General features: G+C 64.6%; 12 protein-coding genes. 4 read left to right on the forward strand and 8 right to left on the reverse strand.

The window, feature by feature from the left end; all coding sequences use genetic code 11:
* Nucleotides 1-224 precede the first annotated feature (224 nt).
* The gene (locus tag VME63_RS15155) at nucleotides 225-572 is read left to right on the forward strand and encodes a GFA family protein (protein ID WP_325434188.1); all 348 of its coding nucleotides are present in this window, start codon (nucleotides 225-227) and stop codon (nucleotides 570-572) included.
* Nucleotides 573-602: 30 nt separating this feature from the next.
* Here VME63_RS15155 and VME63_RS15160 read toward each other — a convergent pair whose 3' ends face one another.
* From VME63_RS15160 to VME63_RS15185, 6 genes are all read right to left on the reverse strand, one after another.
* A complete protein-coding gene (locus tag VME63_RS15160; RefSeq protein ID WP_325434189.1) occupies nucleotides 603-1067 on the reverse strand; it encodes a cytochrome c in 465 nt (154 codons plus the stop codon).
* Nucleotides 1064-2668 (reverse strand): flavin monoamine oxidase family protein, encoded by a 1605-nt coding sequence (locus VME63_RS15165; protein WP_325434190.1) that lies wholly within the window; start codon nucleotides 2666-2668, stop codon nucleotides 1064-1066. Before VME63_RS15165 ends, VME63_RS15160 begins: the two co-directional genes overlap by 4 nt.
* Nucleotides 2669-2768: 100 nt before the next feature.
* On the reverse strand, nucleotides 2769-3242 hold the full coding sequence (locus VME63_RS15170; RefSeq protein WP_325434191.1) for a GNAT family N-acetyltransferase: 474 nt from the start codon (nucleotides 3240-3242) through the stop codon (nucleotides 2769-2771).
* A gap of 129 nt (nucleotides 3243-3371) precedes the next feature.
* Nucleotides 3372-5345, reverse strand: a complete 1974-nt coding sequence (locus VME63_RS15175) for a CocE/NonD family hydrolase (protein ID WP_325434192.1) — start codon at nucleotides 5343-5345, stop codon at nucleotides 3372-3374.
* A 249-nt stretch (nucleotides 5346-5594) separates the two neighbouring features.
* Nucleotides 5595-7370, reverse strand: coding sequence for an acyl-CoA dehydrogenase C-terminal domain-containing protein (locus tag VME63_RS15180; RefSeq protein WP_325434193.1), 1776 nt, complete (start codon nucleotides 7368-7370; stop codon nucleotides 5595-5597).
* Between the two features lie 37 nt (nucleotides 7371-7407).
* Nucleotides 7408-7905 (reverse strand): hypothetical protein, encoded by a 498-nt coding sequence (locus tag VME63_RS15185; RefSeq protein WP_325434194.1) that lies wholly within the window; start codon nucleotides 7903-7905, stop codon nucleotides 7408-7410.
* A 372-nt stretch (nucleotides 7906-8277) separates the two neighbouring features.
* Between VME63_RS15185 and VME63_RS15190 the strand changes: the two genes are divergently transcribed.
* Entirely contained in the window at nucleotides 8278-8745 is a 468-nt protein-coding gene (locus tag VME63_RS15190) for an SET domain-containing protein (RefSeq protein ID WP_325434195.1), read from the forward strand.
* 137 nt (nucleotides 8746-8882) lie between these two features.
* Here VME63_RS15190 and VME63_RS15195 read toward each other — a convergent pair whose 3' ends face one another.
* Together VME63_RS15195 and fusA are read right to left on the reverse strand one after the other, a co-directional pair.
* Complete coding sequence (locus VME63_RS15195; RefSeq protein ID WP_325434196.1) at nucleotides 8883-9377, reverse strand: GreA/GreB family elongation factor; 495 nt, start codon at nucleotides 9375-9377, stop codon at nucleotides 8883-8885.
* Nucleotides 9378-9522: 145 nt separating this feature from the next.
* Nucleotides 9523-11562, reverse strand: coding sequence for an elongation factor G (gene fusA, locus VME63_RS15200; RefSeq protein WP_325434197.1), 2040 nt, complete (start codon nucleotides 11560-11562; stop codon nucleotides 9523-9525).
* 298 nt (nucleotides 11563-11860) lie between these two features.
* On the opposite strand from fusA, the gene VME63_RS15205 reads away from it, so the two are divergent.
* Both VME63_RS15205 and VME63_RS15210 read left to right on the forward strand, forming a co-directional pair.
* Nucleotides 11861-12832 carry a hypothetical protein gene (locus VME63_RS15205; RefSeq protein WP_325434198.1) on the forward strand — a complete coding sequence of 324 codons (972 nt, stop codon included), beginning with the start codon at nucleotides 11861-11863 and terminating at the stop codon, nucleotides 12830-12832.
* 144 nt (nucleotides 12833-12976) lie between these two features.
* Nucleotides 12977-14896: a hypothetical protein gene (locus VME63_RS15210; RefSeq protein ID WP_325434199.1), complete on the forward strand. Its 1920-nt coding sequence runs from the start codon at nucleotides 12977-12979 to the stop codon at nucleotides 14894-14896.
* Nucleotides 14897-14942: the final 46 nt, after the last annotated feature.

Consider the following 14942-nt stretch of genomic DNA (forward strand, 5'->3'; position numbering starts at 1 on the left):
GCAACAGGTGGTCCTGGGGAACCAGCATCTCGAGTGTCACCATCTCCAGATGCTGTTGGGCCGGCGTCGGTATCTTCAGCATGGCCCATTAAACGACAAACCCCAACGCGATGGTTGGGGTTTGTCAGCAGTCTGAGCCGCCCTCGGGCGGCTTTTTATTGTGCGATTACGCCGCAGCGCGACAGGCTTACTATGGGCGGTACCTCACCAGCCGGGAGCCGCTTATGCGCTACGAAGGCAGCTGTCATTGCGGACGCATCGCGTTCGAGGTCGAAGGGGAGCTGACGCAGGCGATGGAGTGCAATTGCTCGCACTGCAGCCGCAAGGGCTTCCTGATGTGGTTCGTGCCGCGCGAGCAGGTGGTGTTGAAGACGCCCGAATCCAACATGGCCCAATACACCTTCAACAAGCACGCCATTCATCACCACTTTTGCCCGCAATGCGGATGCGCGCCGTTGAGCTTCGGTACCGGGCCCGGCGGCAAGGCCATGGCATCGATCAACGTGCGCTGCCTGGAAGGCGTGGATGTCAGTGGACTTAAACGCGTGCAGATCGACGGGCGCAGCTTTTGATCGCGCGCCGGTTGTTTCACGCCATGCCGATCACGGCTTGGGTGGCGACGGTTTGTCCTGCGGATGCATCGCGGTCACTTCATCGGCGGTGATGCTGTCGAGGTAGTGGTTGCCAAAATGTGTGCGGATGTAATGGATGACTTGCGCGATCTGCGCGTCGCTGAGTTCGGTGTTGCCGAAGAAACCATGGTGGGGTTCTGCCGAGGTCTTGAACGAAGGCATGTCGTGCCGGCCGAACAGGATCGTCGCCGCCATGTACTGTGCCGAAGCCAGGTGCGGATTGCCGGTCAAGGGCGGATACCGGCCGGCGCCGACCGCGCCCTTCGCATCGGGCATGTGGCAACCCTGGCAGATGGCGTGGAAGATCGCCTCGCCGTTGGCGCTGTGCAACGTGTCGGGCGTATAGAGCGCGTTGTCGGATGTCTGTGCATGGATCGATGTCATGCAAGCCATGAGCGATGCCGCGCAGAGCAGGCCAAGCATGGCGCGCTTCATGCCGCACCCCCGACCACGCGCTGGTGAATGCGGCCGATGACGTCCAGCGCGGACGTCACGGCGCCTTCCTGCCAGGCCGGCAAGTAGGAGGCATGCTCGCCCGCCAGCGCGATGCGGCCGTCGATCTGGCAAAGGTTTTCATAGTGCTTGTTGCGCGCCTCATCCGACCAGGCCGCAAAGCAGCCCAGCGTAAACGGCACGCGATGCCAGGCTACGGCCACGCCGTTTTCGAATTCCGAGGCGTATTGCGGATGGATCTGGCTGCCGTATTGCACCGCCCTGCGCACGCGTTCGGCGGGCGTCATGGCCGTGAACTGGTAGGCGTTCAGTCCCCATAGGTAACCGCCCAGCAGCACGCCCTTGCCGCCGCTGTTGAAGTCGCTGCTGGGATAGCTGATGTTGTTGATCGGCAAATCCGTGGACGTGATGCCGCCATAGATGTCCTCGTCTTCCTCCCAGAAACGGCGCTTGAATTGCAGGCCGATCTTCACCGTCGCCGCATACGGAATCGCGCCGATCGCCTCGGTCATGGCGGCGCTGACGTTCATCGGGATCTGGCTGAGAATGGAAAGCGGAATCGTGCAGATGCACCAGTCGCCGTGCGCGGTGCGCGCACGGCCGGGATGGCGTGCGTCTTCATAGGTGGCCGTGACGCCGCGTTCGTCCTGATGGATGGCGGTGACCTTGGCGTTGTAGCGGATCAACCCATCCAGTGCGTGGCCGAAGGCTTCGCCGATGCGGCCCATGCCCCCGATGGGCTGGAACATCACGGGCTGGAATTCGAACATTTCGCTGTCGGTGAGGCCACGCCAAAGATGGGAATCGAGTACGTCGTGCAGTTGCAGCGGTTGCGAATCCACCGGCTTGGCGGACAGGCCGCCGCCGGGCGGTTTGTCGTAACCGCGGCGATTGCTGGCGGAAGGTCCACGGACGTAGGCGTAGTTCTTGTCCAGCGCACCCCACTGGCGCAGCGAATCGAGCAGTGTCGCCTGATCGTCCTTGCCGACCGGTGCATCGAGTTTGCCTTGCTGCGTGACTTTGGCGAGCAGTTCGGCGATGTGACCGCGGTAATCGGCGTTGATGCTGCGATAGCGTTGCGGCTTGCCGCCGAAGGCGTGGCTGTTGTGCAGGTACGCGTTGTGATTGACCTGCACGAACGGTTCCAGCGGCACGCCCAGTTTTTTGCAGTAATCGAGCAGGCCGCGATGGTGATAGGGAATGCGCCAGGGACCGGGATTGATGTATTGCCCATGATCGAACCGGCAATGCTGGGTGTCGCCGCCCAGTTCGGTGTAGCGGTCGCCACCGCGGATCGTCCAGTTGCGGCCGCCCGGGCGCGCGTTGTATTCCAGCACCTGCACCGTATAGCCGGCCTGGCGCAATTCATACGCGGCGACCATGCCGGCAAGTCCCGCGCCCAGGATCAGCACCGAAGTGCCGCGCGGCGCGCCGTGCAGCAGGGGCGTGCCCCTATACGGCGATTCGGCGGCCAGGCCAAGGGTGCTCATCGCCTGATACATCGCCGCGGTGCCCGCGCTGACGCCGATCATGCGCAACAGATCGCGGCGCGTCATGGAAAACCCCGAACCTTCCCCTTGCATGGCCTGCCCCATCGATACCCGAGCCGCCAGCACATCGCATCCGCGGCACCGGCAACAGTGACAGAAGGCATGTCCGACCGGCGCGCGGGCGCCAATGCCGTCAGTGAGTGGGTTTGGCCATGCGCACGAGGTCGATGTGGTAGCCGGCCGCTTCGTAGATCGCGCGGGCGCGTTCGTTGCCGGGAAACACCGCCAGCGTCACCAAGTGGCATTGGTGCTCGCGCGCCCAGTTTTCCGCGTGCTCGATCAATGCCTTGCCCACGCCCTGGTGCTCGTGGCGCGGCGCGACGGCCAGATCGGAAATGTGGCAGTTCGGTCGCCCGTTGAAGAAATCCTGCGTTTTTTGCAGATGGATGAAGCCGACGCGTTCGCGGTCGCCATTTTCGGCCACGAACACGTAGCTGTTGATGGGCTGCTCATCGAGGTGGCGACTGAGATCCTTGCGGATACCCTCGATGCATTCGTGCCGCTTGCGCCATGACGGCAGGGAAAAGTCCACGAAACGTGGGACCAGGCCGAGAATGAAATCATCGTCATCCTCGGCAAGGCGAATGAGAAAACGGTTCTCGCTCATGCCTCGGCCGATCGATAGAGAACGGATGGCATCGGTTCTACACCCAAGCGGGGCGCGAGTGGAAGTCCCTCGGGATGCTCGCACGAGGTTTGCGCCCTCGCGAGGAGGGCGCAAAGGAACGATGACGCGTCAGTTTTCGATCACCGGCAAGTCGATGTAGCTCGCCTGTCCCGGTGCGTGATAGATGCGCTGCGTCGCTTTCTGATAATCGCTGGCCTTGGCCCAGAAAATATTCGGTACGAAGGTCTGCGGATTGCGGTCGTATAGCGGGAACCAGCTCGATTGCACCTGCACCATCACGCGATGGCCGGGCAGGAACACATGGTTCGCCGCCGGCAGGTCGAAGCGATACGCGAGCGCCTTGTTGGCGGCCAGGGGCTTGGGATTGTCGAAGCCTTCGCGGTAGCGGCCGCGAAAAATATCCATCGACACCGCCAGTTGGTAGCCGCCCATTTCCGGCTGTTCGGCGACCTGGTCCGGATACACGTCGATCAGCTTCACCACCCAGTCGCTGTCGGTGCCGCTGGTGGACGCCACCAGATGCACGACGGGCGCGCCGGCGATGGTCAGCGGCTCGGTCAGCACGTCCGAGACGTAGGTGACCACGTCGGTGCGGCCCGACGCTTCGCGCTGGTCATCCACCAGCCACTGCGGCCAGGTCAGGCCGTTGTCGTAGCCGATCGGCTGGATCGGCCGTGCGCGGAAAGGTACAGGATGCGCCGGATCGGAGACATATTGATCATAAGGCGCACCGGAGGAGGGCGCGCTGAAGCTAAGCTTGTTGTCCGCTTGCAGGTACAGCGGCCGGCTTTTTGCCGGGCAGCCTTCTTCGCAGGCCAGCGGCCAACGCTGCAGGCGCTGCCACTGATTGGTGCCGGTCTGGAACGCGGTTACCGGCGCAATGTCGGCCTTGGGCGCACCGTCTTTCAGATACTGCGCCAGGTACGGCCGCAGGATGTGTTCGCGGAAGTACTTGGCGGTGTCGCTGCCGAAGCGGATCGCGCCGAGCGAACTGCCTTCCTCGATTTCCTGGCCGTGATGCCACGGGCCCATCACCAGCTTCACCATGTCGCCGTTCTTGTCTTTGGGCTTGATCGCGCGATAGACGGCCAGCGCGCCGTAGATGTCTTCCTGGTCCCACAGGCTGTGCACCAGCATTACCGGCACTTTCAGCGGCTGCGCGGCGAGCACCTTGTCGACCGCCTGTTCGCTCCAGAATGCATCGTAGGCCGGATGCGCAGTGATCTTGTTCCAGAAACCAAGCTGCTGCATGCCGTACTGGCGGCCCAGTTCGCCGGCCGAGCCGGCCTGCATGAACAGGTCGTATTCGTCGTGATAATTGGTCCACCACTTGTAGCTGTTGTCGCGGCTGGCGCTCTGTTCGTAGATGTAGGAGATGTTCTGCTGGCGAAATGCACCATGATGGAACCAGTCATCGCCCATCCAGCCGTCCACCATCGGGTTCATCGGCACCGCGACTTTCAGCGCCGGATGCGGATTGATCAGCGACATCAGCGGTTCGAAGCCATCGTAGGAAATGCCGATGGTGCCGACCTTGCCGTTCGATTCGGGAACGTTCTTCACCAGCCAGTCGATGGTGTCGTAGGTATCGGTGGCGTCATCGACCGGGGTGGGATTGAGCGGGCCGTGCACCGGCCGGTTCATCACGTAGTCGCCTTCGGAGCCGTATTTGCCGCGGATATCCTGGATCACGCGGATATAGCCGTCCTCGACGATCACATCGGTGGCGTTGTCGTAGCCTTCCAGCATCGGGCCGAGGTGGCCGCTCATCACGTGATGAGTGAGTTCCTTGGCGCTGTAGGGCGTGCGCGTCATCACGATGCCCGCGTGGTGCGCGCCTTTGGGGATCAGGATCACCGTGTACAGCTTCACGCCGTCGCGCATCGGAATCATCACGTCGCGCTCGACGTAGTCGTAGCTGCTGGTGACCGGCGTGAAGGTGGCGGGTGTTTCGCTGGGATAATTGGGGTACTGCTGTGCGGGCGCATCCGTGGCCATGGCAACGCCGCTCAAGGTAAGCAGCAGACTCAGGAGCGCGGGCCTGGCCCCGCGCCACGCGATCGCGGCACGACTGAACTTCATGGTAACTCCCCGTTGGATAAGCCGGTCTAGGGCCTGTTTACACGATTGGCCCTAGGGTAGCGGCATTGGGCGGCCAGGGCACGCCGTGATGCCGAAAGGTCACAAGGCAGTTCGTCGGGCCTGCACAGAGGCGTGGAGAGCTTCCGCCAAGACGTCGCGCATCAGCTGGGAGCGATGGTGCGGTGCGCTAAAGAACAAAACGCCCGGATCGACCGGGCGTTTTGTTTCGCATGCTGCAAGTACGCCGCGTCAGGCAATCGCCGGCAAAGTCTCCACGCCCGCCTCGATTGCCGCTTTGTGCAAATGCGTGCGCGGCAAGATGCGTGCGAAGTAGAACGCCGCCGTGTCGCGCTTGGCCTGCTTGAATGCGGGCTGCTGCGCGCTCTTTTCCACCGCGGCCACCGCGCGCGCCCAGAAATAGGCGAGGGTGATGTAGCCGCTGTAGTAGAGATAGTCGTTGGCGGCGGCACCCAGCTCTTCCGGGTTGCCCTGGATGCGCTGCGCGAGCTTGAGGGTAAGTTCGCCCCATTCCTTGGCCATCGCGCCCAGCGGTGCGATGTACGGACGCAGCGCCTGGTCTTGTGCGTGCTCCTTGCAGAACGCGCCGATCTCGGCGAGAAAATGCTGCAAACCCACGCCCTTGAGCTGGAGGATCTTGCGCCCGAGCAGGTCGGCCGCCTGGATGCCGGTGGTACCTTCGTACAAGGTGATGATGCGCGCGTCGCGCACGAACTGCTCCACGCCGTTCTCGACAATGAAGCCGTGACCGCCGTAGATCTGCAGCGCTTCCTTGGTGCACTCCTGCGCCAGTTCGGTCACTACGCCCTTGGCGATCGGAATCAGGAATGCCAGCAGTTCGCCGGCGTGCTCGCGCGTGGCCTGGTCCGCGCCGCGTGCTTCGATGTCGGTCTGCAACGCCGAATACAGCAGCAGCGCGCGCGAGCCCTCCACGAACGCGCGCTGGGTCAGCAGCATGCGGCGCACGTCCGGTTGTACCAGCAGGTTGTCGGCGGGCTTGTCGGGGAACTTCGGACCTGACAACGCACGCGATTGCAGGCGTTCTCGCGCGTAATGGAGACTGTTCTGCCAGGCGCGTTCGGACAGCGCCAGGCCTTGCACGCCTACCGACAGGCGCGCGGCGTTCATCATGGTGAACATCGCCGCCAGGCCTTTGTGCGGTTGGCCGATCAGGTAACCCTCGGCTTCGTCGAAGTTCATCACGCAGGTAGCCGAGCCGCGGATGCCCATCTTGTGCTCGATGGCGCCGGCGTAGACATTGTTGCGCTCACCCGGCGTACCGTCGGCCTTCAGCTTGAACTTGGGCACGATGAACATCGAAATGCCGCGGCTGCCGGCCGGTGCGTCAGGCAGGCGCGCCAGCACCAGATGGATGATGTTTTCGGCCAGGTCGTGATCGCCGGCGCTGATGAAGATCTTGGTGCCGGTGATCCAATAGCTGCCGTTGGCGCCCGGCTCCGCACGCGTTTTCAAAAGGCCCAGATCCGAACCGGCCTGCGGCTCGGTCAGGCACATGGTGCCGGTCCACTGGCCAGCCACGATCGGCTTGAGGTAAGCGTGTTTCTGCTCGTCCGTGCCGTGCAGTTCCAGCGCATGGCAGGCGCCTTCGGAAAGCAGCGGATACAGGCTCCAGGACAGGTTGCCCGACTGGAACAGTTCCGTGGTGGCCACGCCGATCACCGAGGGCAGCGACTGGCCGCCGAACTCCTCGGCCATGGTCAGTCCCGCCCAGCCGCCGTCGGCGAACTGGCGGAAGGCTTCCTTGAAGCCCTTGGGCGTGGTGACGCTGCGGTTGGCCTTGTCGTAATGGCAACCTTCTTCATCGCCCGGCGCATTGGTCGGCGCCAGCACCTGCTCGCTGAGCTTGCCCGCTTCCTCGAGCACGGCGTCGAGCAGGTCGCGGGTATGCCCCTCGCCGCCCTGCAACGTGGTGAGAACAGCTTCGGCGCCGAGCACGTCGAAGAGTGCGAAGCGCTGGTCGTCGAGAGGGGCCTTGTAAAGCGTCATGGCGTGGATCCTTCGTGGGACGTGTGCGGTGGAGCGGTCAGCGGTAGGTGTTGGCGATACCGGGGACCGGCGAGAGGAAATCGTTGCTGCGGAACGGGAAGTCACGCGGATTCTTGTTGTCCGGGTGGTCTTCGAGATTGGGCGTGCCGTGCACGGTGCCGTTGACCGCGTAAGCCAGGGAGCCGGCGCTGCCCTTGCCGGCGATCGCCTGCAGGGCCTGGCTCATGGCGGTGGTGGGCAAGATGTCGATCTGCAGCACGTCGCCGGCAAAGGAGGGGATGTCCAGGTCGAACTTGGCGTGCACGCGCACGGGAATGCCCTGCGCGACCTGCAACTGGCCTTCGATCGTCTGGAAGTCCATGCCGGTGTAGCTGTTGTTCTGGATACGCAAGGTGAGCCGCCAGGTGCCGTCTTGCATCACTTTCATCTGCTGGATGGAGATGGTGGGCGGAAACACGCTCTGGCGCTGCGGTCCGCAGGCAGCCAGAACGCCAGCCAGTACGACGAGGGCCAGTCCGTGGAGTAGTCGTTTCATGGAGTCACCTCAAACGATTGTTTGAATATATCAGGGAATGATGTCAGTGGAACGCGGCCGCGCAGCACGCGAAACGTTTGAAACAGAAAGAGTTATACCAGTGCGGGCGCAAATCAAAGGCGCAGCGTTTCATCTCGCCGCAACCTGCCCCCTCCCCTGCGTGCAGCAGGGGAGGGTTGGGGTGGGGTGAAGCCCGTCATGTGAAGCAAGAGCGCCACCCTCTCCCAGCCTCCCCCTGCAAACAGAAGGAGGGGCCAAGAGCAAAATAGCGTGCGCGCACGAAACGCTTTGCGCCTTCGATGCCATCGCGGTTCCCATCGTCATGCGGAACGGGCATCATTAGCGGTTACGTCACTCATGTCGCAAACATCCATGACCCGTCGCATCGTTGCTCGCCGCTCTCCCATCCATGGCAATGGCGTATTCGCTGTCGCTCCCATCAAGAAGGGTGAGGAAATCATCGAATACAAGGGTACTTTGATGACCCACGACGAAGCCGACGACATGTATGGCGACGGCGGCGAAACCGGGCACACGTTCCTGTTCACCTTGAACGATGACTACATCATCGACGCCAACCGCAAGGGCAACATCGCACGCTGGATCAATCACAGCTGCAACCCCAACTGCGAGGCGCTGGTGGAGGAAAACGAAGCGGGCGACCCGCGCAAGGACCGGGTGCTGATCCAAGCCAGGCGCAACATCAAGCCGGGCGAGGAGCTTACCTACGACTATGGCATCGTGCTGGAAGTGCCGCACACCGCCCGTCTTAAGAAGCTGTGGGTTTGCCTGTGCGGCTCGCCCAAATGCACAGGCACGTTGCTCAAGCCCAAGCGCTGATCACGTTCCATCGGCACGGCGTTCATCCGGGCGCTGGCGGCTTGAGTGCCGCTTTGGTTTGACCGCTTTGGTTCGATCGTGCGGAGCGTGACGCCAGCGTCGCTTCGCAGCGCGCCTACGCGAGCGACGAAAGCGCGTCACGCGTAATCGATGCGCAGCACCTCGATAGTCATGTCGCCGGCCGGGCGCGCCCAGCGCACCTCATCGCCTACGCGCGCGCCGAGCAGCGCCTGCGCCAGCGGCGACACATAACTGACCAGGCCGTGCTCGGCATCGGCTTCGTCTTCGCCCACGATCTGCCAGCGCCGTTCGCCCTCGGGACTGTCCACGGTGACAATGGCGCCAAAAGCCACGCGATCGTGCGGCTGTTTGCTCGGATCCATCTCGATCACGCTGGCCGCGCGCGCGGTCAACCAGCGCAGTTGCCGTTCCAGCGCGGCCAGTTCCCGTTGCTGGTCAAGCGTGGTTTCGTCCTTGAGCGCATCGCGGCGCGCCAGCGCCGTGGCCAGGCGCTGGCGCAGCATGGCCGCGCCATGCGGCGTGGCGTAGTTGGGATGATCGCTCAGCGGTAGTTCGGGCAAGGCTTCGGTGGCATCGCCATCATGGTCGTCTTTGACGAAGGCGCGACTCATGCGGCCCTCCGTATGTGTGTGGTTGATGATGAGTAAAGCGTCGCGTGGCGATGGCATCGCCGGTTACGCGGGCGTCGATCGGCACAAGAAGTTGCGGCCAGGCGGTTGCGTTGCCACCCGACCGTCAGGCAGGGCGGGCGGCATGTCAGTCTTCGTCGAGCTTAGGCTTCCACTGTTCGCTCAGTTTCCGCTGGACCGGAGGTGGAACGGGTTCGTAGTGACTTAAGTCCAGGCTGTAGCGGCCGCGGCCGCCGGTCATGGCTTTCAGTTCGGTGGGATAGTCGGTGAGTTCGGCCAGCGGGGCCTGCGCCTTGATCACCAGCTCGCCGCCGCGCCGCGCGTCGGTGCCCATGATGCGCGCACGCTTGCCGGCAAGGCCGCCGGTGACGTCGCCCACGCTCACTTCCGGAATCGACACTTCCACGTCGACGATCGGTTCCAGCACGATCGGCCGTGCCTTGTTGATCGCGTCGAGGAAGGCTTTCTTGCCGGCACTGACAAAGGCCACTTCCTTGGAATCGACCGGATGGTATTTGCCGTCATACACGGTCACGCGCAGATCCTGCAGCGGATAGCCGGCCACCGCGCCCATTTCCATGGCCTGGCGCACGCCTTTTTCGATCGCGGGCAAAAACTGGTTGGGGATCACGCCGCCCTTCACGGCGTCGATGAATTCGAAGCCGGCGCCGCGTTCAAGCGGATCCACGCGCAGAAACACCTCGCCGAACTGGCCCGCGCCGCCGGTTTGCTTTTTGTGGCGGTGGTGCCCTTCGGCGGAACCGGCAATGGTTTCGCGATAGGCGATGCGCGGCGGATGCGTGATCACTTCCACGCCGTAGCGGTCCTTCATGCGTTCAAGCATGATCTTCACATGCAGATCCGATAGCCCGCGCACCACCGTTTCATTGAGTTCTTTGTGGTGTTCCATGCGAAAGCACGGATCTTCCTCGGTCAGGCGCGAGAGGGCCTGCGATAGTTTCTGCTCCTGTCCCTTGTGCTTGGGTTCCAGCGCGAGCCCGAACATCGGCTGCGGAAAATGCAGCGGTTCGAGATGGATGCTGCCTTCGTCGTGCGAATCGTGCAGCACGGCGTCGAAATGAATTTCCTCCACCTTGGCCACCGCGGCGATGTCGCCGGGAATGGCCTGGTCGATTTCCGTATACGTCTTGCCGTTGAGGCGGAACAGATGCCCGACCTTGAACGCCTTGCGGCTGTCGTCCACGTATAGCTGGCTGTCGCGGCGGATCGTGCCCTGCCACACGCGGAACACGCTCAGCTTGCCCACGAACGGATCGTTGATCACCTTGAACACATCGGCGATCACGTGCGAGGCGGGATTGGGATCGACGGAAATGTGCATCTTCTCGGTATTGCGGAACGGCGGCGGATTGGCTTCGCCAGGGTTGGGCAGCAGGCGCTCGGCGATGTCCAGGAGTTCCTGCACGCCCGCACCGGTGCGCGCGCTGACGAAGCAGATCGGTACCAGATGGCCTTCGCGCAGGCATTGCTCGAACGCGTCGTGCAGTTGCTGCGGCGTCAACGCTTCTTCGCCGGCATCCAGGTACGCGCCCATGGTGGCTTCGTTGATCTCCACCACCTGGTCAAGGATATGCTGGTGCGCGTCGGCCAGCGATGAAAAATCGGTTGTGCCCTCGTGATGGAAAAAGCAGTCGAGCACGCGCGCGGCGTTGTCGGCGGGCAGGTTCACCGGCAGGCATTCGCAGCCGAATTCCTCGCGCAGCATGGCGACCAGACCGGCCAGGTCCACGCCTTCGTTGTCGATCTTGTTGACCACCAGCAGGCGTGCCAGGCCGCGCTCGCGTGCGTGCTCCATGATGCGGCGCGTGCCGTGCTCCACGCCGTTGGCGGCGTTGACCACCACCGCGACGGTTTCCACCGCGGCGAACGCAGAAAGCGTGCAGCCGCGAAAATCCGGGTAGCCGGCGGTGTCGATCGCGTTGATGTGGCAGTTGCCGCGGTCGATGCCGGCGATGCAACTGTCGATGGAATGGCCGCGCGCCTTTTCCTGCGCGTCGGTATCTGACTGGGTGGTGCCGCGCTCGACCGATCCGGTGGTCTGGATCACCCCGCCGGCTTGCAGCAGGGCTTCGAACAGCGTGGTCTTGCCGACGCCGGCATGGCCGGCGAGGGCGATGTTGCGGATATTTTCCGTGTTGTAGGACACGATGCGACCCTCCTCTGATGAGGCGCGGCCAAGACGCATGCGGCCGCGCTGGTGGCGGGCCGTCATGGTCGTCCTTCGCGTGCGGGACGCAGGGGGGCGGTCATGGCGGAAGGCGGCGCTGGGCCGCGCAACTAGCCTTCTCTGATTGCCGGGAATGGTCAAGTTGCAGTGCGAAGACGTTAACGCGGTGTGAGCGGGCGGAACCGCCGGGCCTGTCAAAGGTCCATGAGGCATCCCATCTGCCGCGCTGCCTGCATGCCGTGGCCCGGCCACCGAATGAGGACGGCTTATCGAACGCGTGCCCCACACCGAGCATCACCGCTGGTTTTCGCCGCCCCCTGACAAGGAACGCGGCCTGGCCCCGCTCGATGGGCCCACCCGCGCCATGCTGCATCAGCTGCGCTGGCGCAAATCGCCGCCCGATCACCGCCGTCTGTGGATGGCGCTGGCGGTCGCGCTGGCGCTGCATGTCGTGTTTGTCGTGGTGCTATGGCACGAGATGAAGCCCTCGGCGCATCAGCGCGGCGCGGCGTCGGCGCAGGCGCAGAGCGCCATGCAGGTACGCCTGATCTTTCATGCCTCGTCCAAGGGCGTCGCCGCGCCGCCGCCGCTGGTCGTGCCGCCACTGCCGAGTCCTTCGCGCGAGCCGGTGACGAAGAACGCGATGACCGTGCATATGCCGGCGACGGTGCCAGCCCCCGCGTCGGTAGCGCTGCCCGCGCCCGCCACGTCCGCGCCGACGAAACTGTTCGACCGCACCGGGCGGATCATCCTGCCGGCCAACGCATCCAGCGCGCCCGCGGCGCCTGCGCCCGACTATGTGCAACGCGCGCCGCAGGGCGATACGCAGATCATGCGCGACCAGGATCCGGTCCAATACAAGCCGACCAAGCTCGATCCGTATTGGCGCAAAGGCGGCGACGGCATCGACGATGTGTTGCAGAGGGCGGTGGAGAAAACCACCGTGTCCAAGACCATTCAGTTGCCGCTGGGCGTGCGCATCCGTTGCGCCATCTCCTTTGCAGCGCTCCGCGGCGGTTGCGGCGGCGCCGATCCACCGCCGCCGCCACCACCCACCGATGGCGACGAGCGCTTGGACATGGCGCCGGCAGCGTTGATCAAGAACGCGCCCAAGCCCAAGGCGCCGGACGTGGCCACCTGCATCGCCGACTACAGGGCAGGCAAGCCCTTGCCTTACGGCTGTCCGGTGGATACGCCCACGCGCGCGGTCGATGCGGGCAAACACGCGCGTCCCGCGGCGGTGCATTGAGCGCCGTGGCGCCGCTTGGCGATGGGCGCGGGCGTCGGCGTGACGAGGGCGTCGAACCGCCATCAAGAAATGTCGTCGCGCCGTTAAACTGATGGAATGTCATCCTCGCCATCGGGCCCGCCCGCCCCGCCCAAGCCAGTTCTCATGATCAAGTCGCCGCGCGACGCGGCGACGTGGGCGATCGTTTACCGGCGCAAGATCCGCGACCGTCCGCGCGATCGCCTGCTGAAAGTGATCGCCGTGTTCGGTGCGCTGGTGGTGCATGTGATCTTTATGCTCGGCGCGATCCTGGGCTCGCCCTATGACTTGCCGCCACCGCCGCCGGAGCCGAAGGGTTCGCCGCTGCTGGTGCGCATCATCACCAACAAGCCGATCCCGCCACCGCCGCCGCCCGTGCGCGGCGTGCCGCCGAAAGAACACGGCCCCACGCACCGCGGCAACAGCGAGCAGGCCGTGCACGTTACCCATGAAGCCTCGACGGCGGCGCCGGTGGCCGTGACGCGGCAGCCGCCTGTCCCGGCACCGGCCAAGACGCCGGTGGTCGCGCCGACCAAGATTGCCGCTGCCGAAAAGCCGCATCCCGTGGCCGCGCCGCTGCCGCCGGTGACGTTGCCCAAGGCGTTGCCGGTGCAGATCGCGCAACCCAAGCCGGTCGGCATGCCGCCACCGGCCTTGTCGTTGCAGGCGGTGACGGCCGCGCAGCCGGTGCCGCCGCAGTTCCAGCCCGTACCGCCACCCAAGCCGCAGGCCGAAGGCACCAAGCCGATGCCGCCGCTGCCTTCGGTGGCGCTGCCCACGCAGATGGCGCAAACGCCGCCGACGGTCACGCCGCCGCAGGTAGCGGTGGAAAAGCCATCGCTGCAGCCGGTATCGGCGCCCAATGTCGTCGCGGTCGCGCCGGCTCCCGCGCCCGCCGCGCCGCCATCGACGCCGGTGGAATCGATGCCGCCGGTGCCGATGCCGGCCAAGACCGCGCCTACGGTCAACCTGCAGCCGTCGGATCTGCAGCAGGTTCAGCCAATCACGCCGCGTATCGCGCCGCAGATAGTGACGCCGGAGCTTCGTCCGCAAGAGGTGCAGCTGGCGCCGACGCCGGTCACGCCGGCCGCGCCGCCCACACCCGCGCCGGCGGCACCGGTCACGCCGCCGGCCGCGACACCCGCGACGACGCCGGCATTGCCCGAGGCGTCGCTGCAGCCGCAGTTGAATCCCTCGCCGTCGATCACACCTGTGCCGCCCGCCACATCGCCGAGCAAGGCGCCGGAATCGGCGGCCAGCGAGAAAACCTCCGCGGCAACGCCGTCGCCCGAATCGAGTCCCTCGCCTTCGCCGTTGCCGGCGCCGTCGAACGAAACCCAAAACAGCGCGAGCACCGCCCCCAACGCCACGCCACAGGGCAGCGAGACGGGCAATCCCGGGCAGCCCAACGGGGCCAACCAGCCTGCGCAGAACAACAGCGCGCAGAACGGCGAGCCTTCGCCCGCGGCGGGTACGGGCAGCACGCCCGCAACGCAGAGCGGTGGCGCGCCGGGCAATCCCAACGGCACCTATATTCAGCTCACGCCGCGCGGCGACACGGAGATCATGTCGCACAACATCCATCTGCCGAAGTATCGCCCGACCGTGTTCGACCAGTACTGGACGCCCAAGGGCGAGAGCTCGGTGGATACGGCCTTGCGTCACGCGGTCGAGAAAACCACGGTGAGTCACACCTTCAATCTGCCGCAGGGCGTGCGCATCAAATGCACGGTGATGCCGCTGCTGCCGTCGGCGCTGTTTGGCTGCAGCAATCCCGATCCGCCGCCGCCGCCGCTGCCGAAGGCGATTTACGATCGGCTGAATCTTCCTTCGAAAAATGCCTCGATACCTGTCATGGCGCCCGCGGCGACCCAGCAAGCGCCCAGCGCACCGGTGAATCTGGATAACAGCGCCGAATGCGCGGCCGCGCGCGTCAGCGGCGGTCCGATGCCGCCCCATTGTCCGCCATCGGAGACGGTCAAAACCGTGCGCCTGCCGGCACCGTCTTCCAGTTCGTGGGTGCCGGCAAGCGATCAGTTTCATTGATGGAGCAGGGGCGGCGTCGGGTATGGCTCATTTCCGCCAGTGCGGG

Origin of the sequence: Dyella sp., assembly GCF_035503745.1 — a bacterium.
Taxonomy (GTDB): Bacteria; Pseudomonadota; Gammaproteobacteria; order Xanthomonadales; family Rhodanobacteraceae; genus Dyella_B.

Bases quoted from the DNA above. Each gene is read 5' to 3' on its own strand.
- VME63_RS15190 (WP_325434195.1), top strand. From the start codon at position 8,278: ATGACCCGTCGCATCGTTGCTCGCCGCTCTCCCATCCATGGCAATGGC.
- VME63_RS15175 (WP_325434192.1), bottom strand. From the start codon at position 5,345: ATGAAGTTCAGTCGTGCCGCGATCGCGTGGCGCGGGGCCAGGCCCGCG.
- VME63_RS15195 (WP_325434196.1), bottom strand. From the start codon at position 9,377: ATGAGTCGCGCCTTCGTCAAAGACGACCATGATGGCGATGCCACCGAA.
- VME63_RS15210 (WP_325434199.1), top strand. From the start codon at position 12,977: ATGATCAAGTCGCCGCGCGACGCGGCGACGTGGGCGATCGTTTACCGG.
- VME63_RS15185 (WP_325434194.1), bottom strand. From the start codon at position 7,905: ATGAAACGACTACTCCACGGACTGGCCCTCGTCGTACTGGCTGGCGTT.
- VME63_RS15180 (WP_325434193.1), bottom strand. From the start codon at position 7,370: ATGACGCTTTACAAGGCCCCTCTCGACGACCAGCGCTTCGCACTCTTC.
- VME63_RS15155 (WP_325434188.1), top strand. From the start codon at position 225: ATGCGCTACGAAGGCAGCTGTCATTGCGGACGCATCGCGTTCGAGGTC.
- VME63_RS15170 (WP_325434191.1), bottom strand. From the start codon at position 3,242: ATGAGCGAGAACCGTTTTCTCATTCGCCTTGCCGAGGATGACGATGAT.
- VME63_RS15165 (WP_325434190.1), bottom strand. From the start codon at position 2,668: ATGCAAGGGGAAGGTTCGGGGTTTTCCATGACGCGCCGCGATCTGTTG.
- VME63_RS15160 (WP_325434189.1), bottom strand. From the start codon at position 1,067: ATGAAGCGCGCCATGCTTGGCCTGCTCTGCGCGGCATCGCTCATGGCT.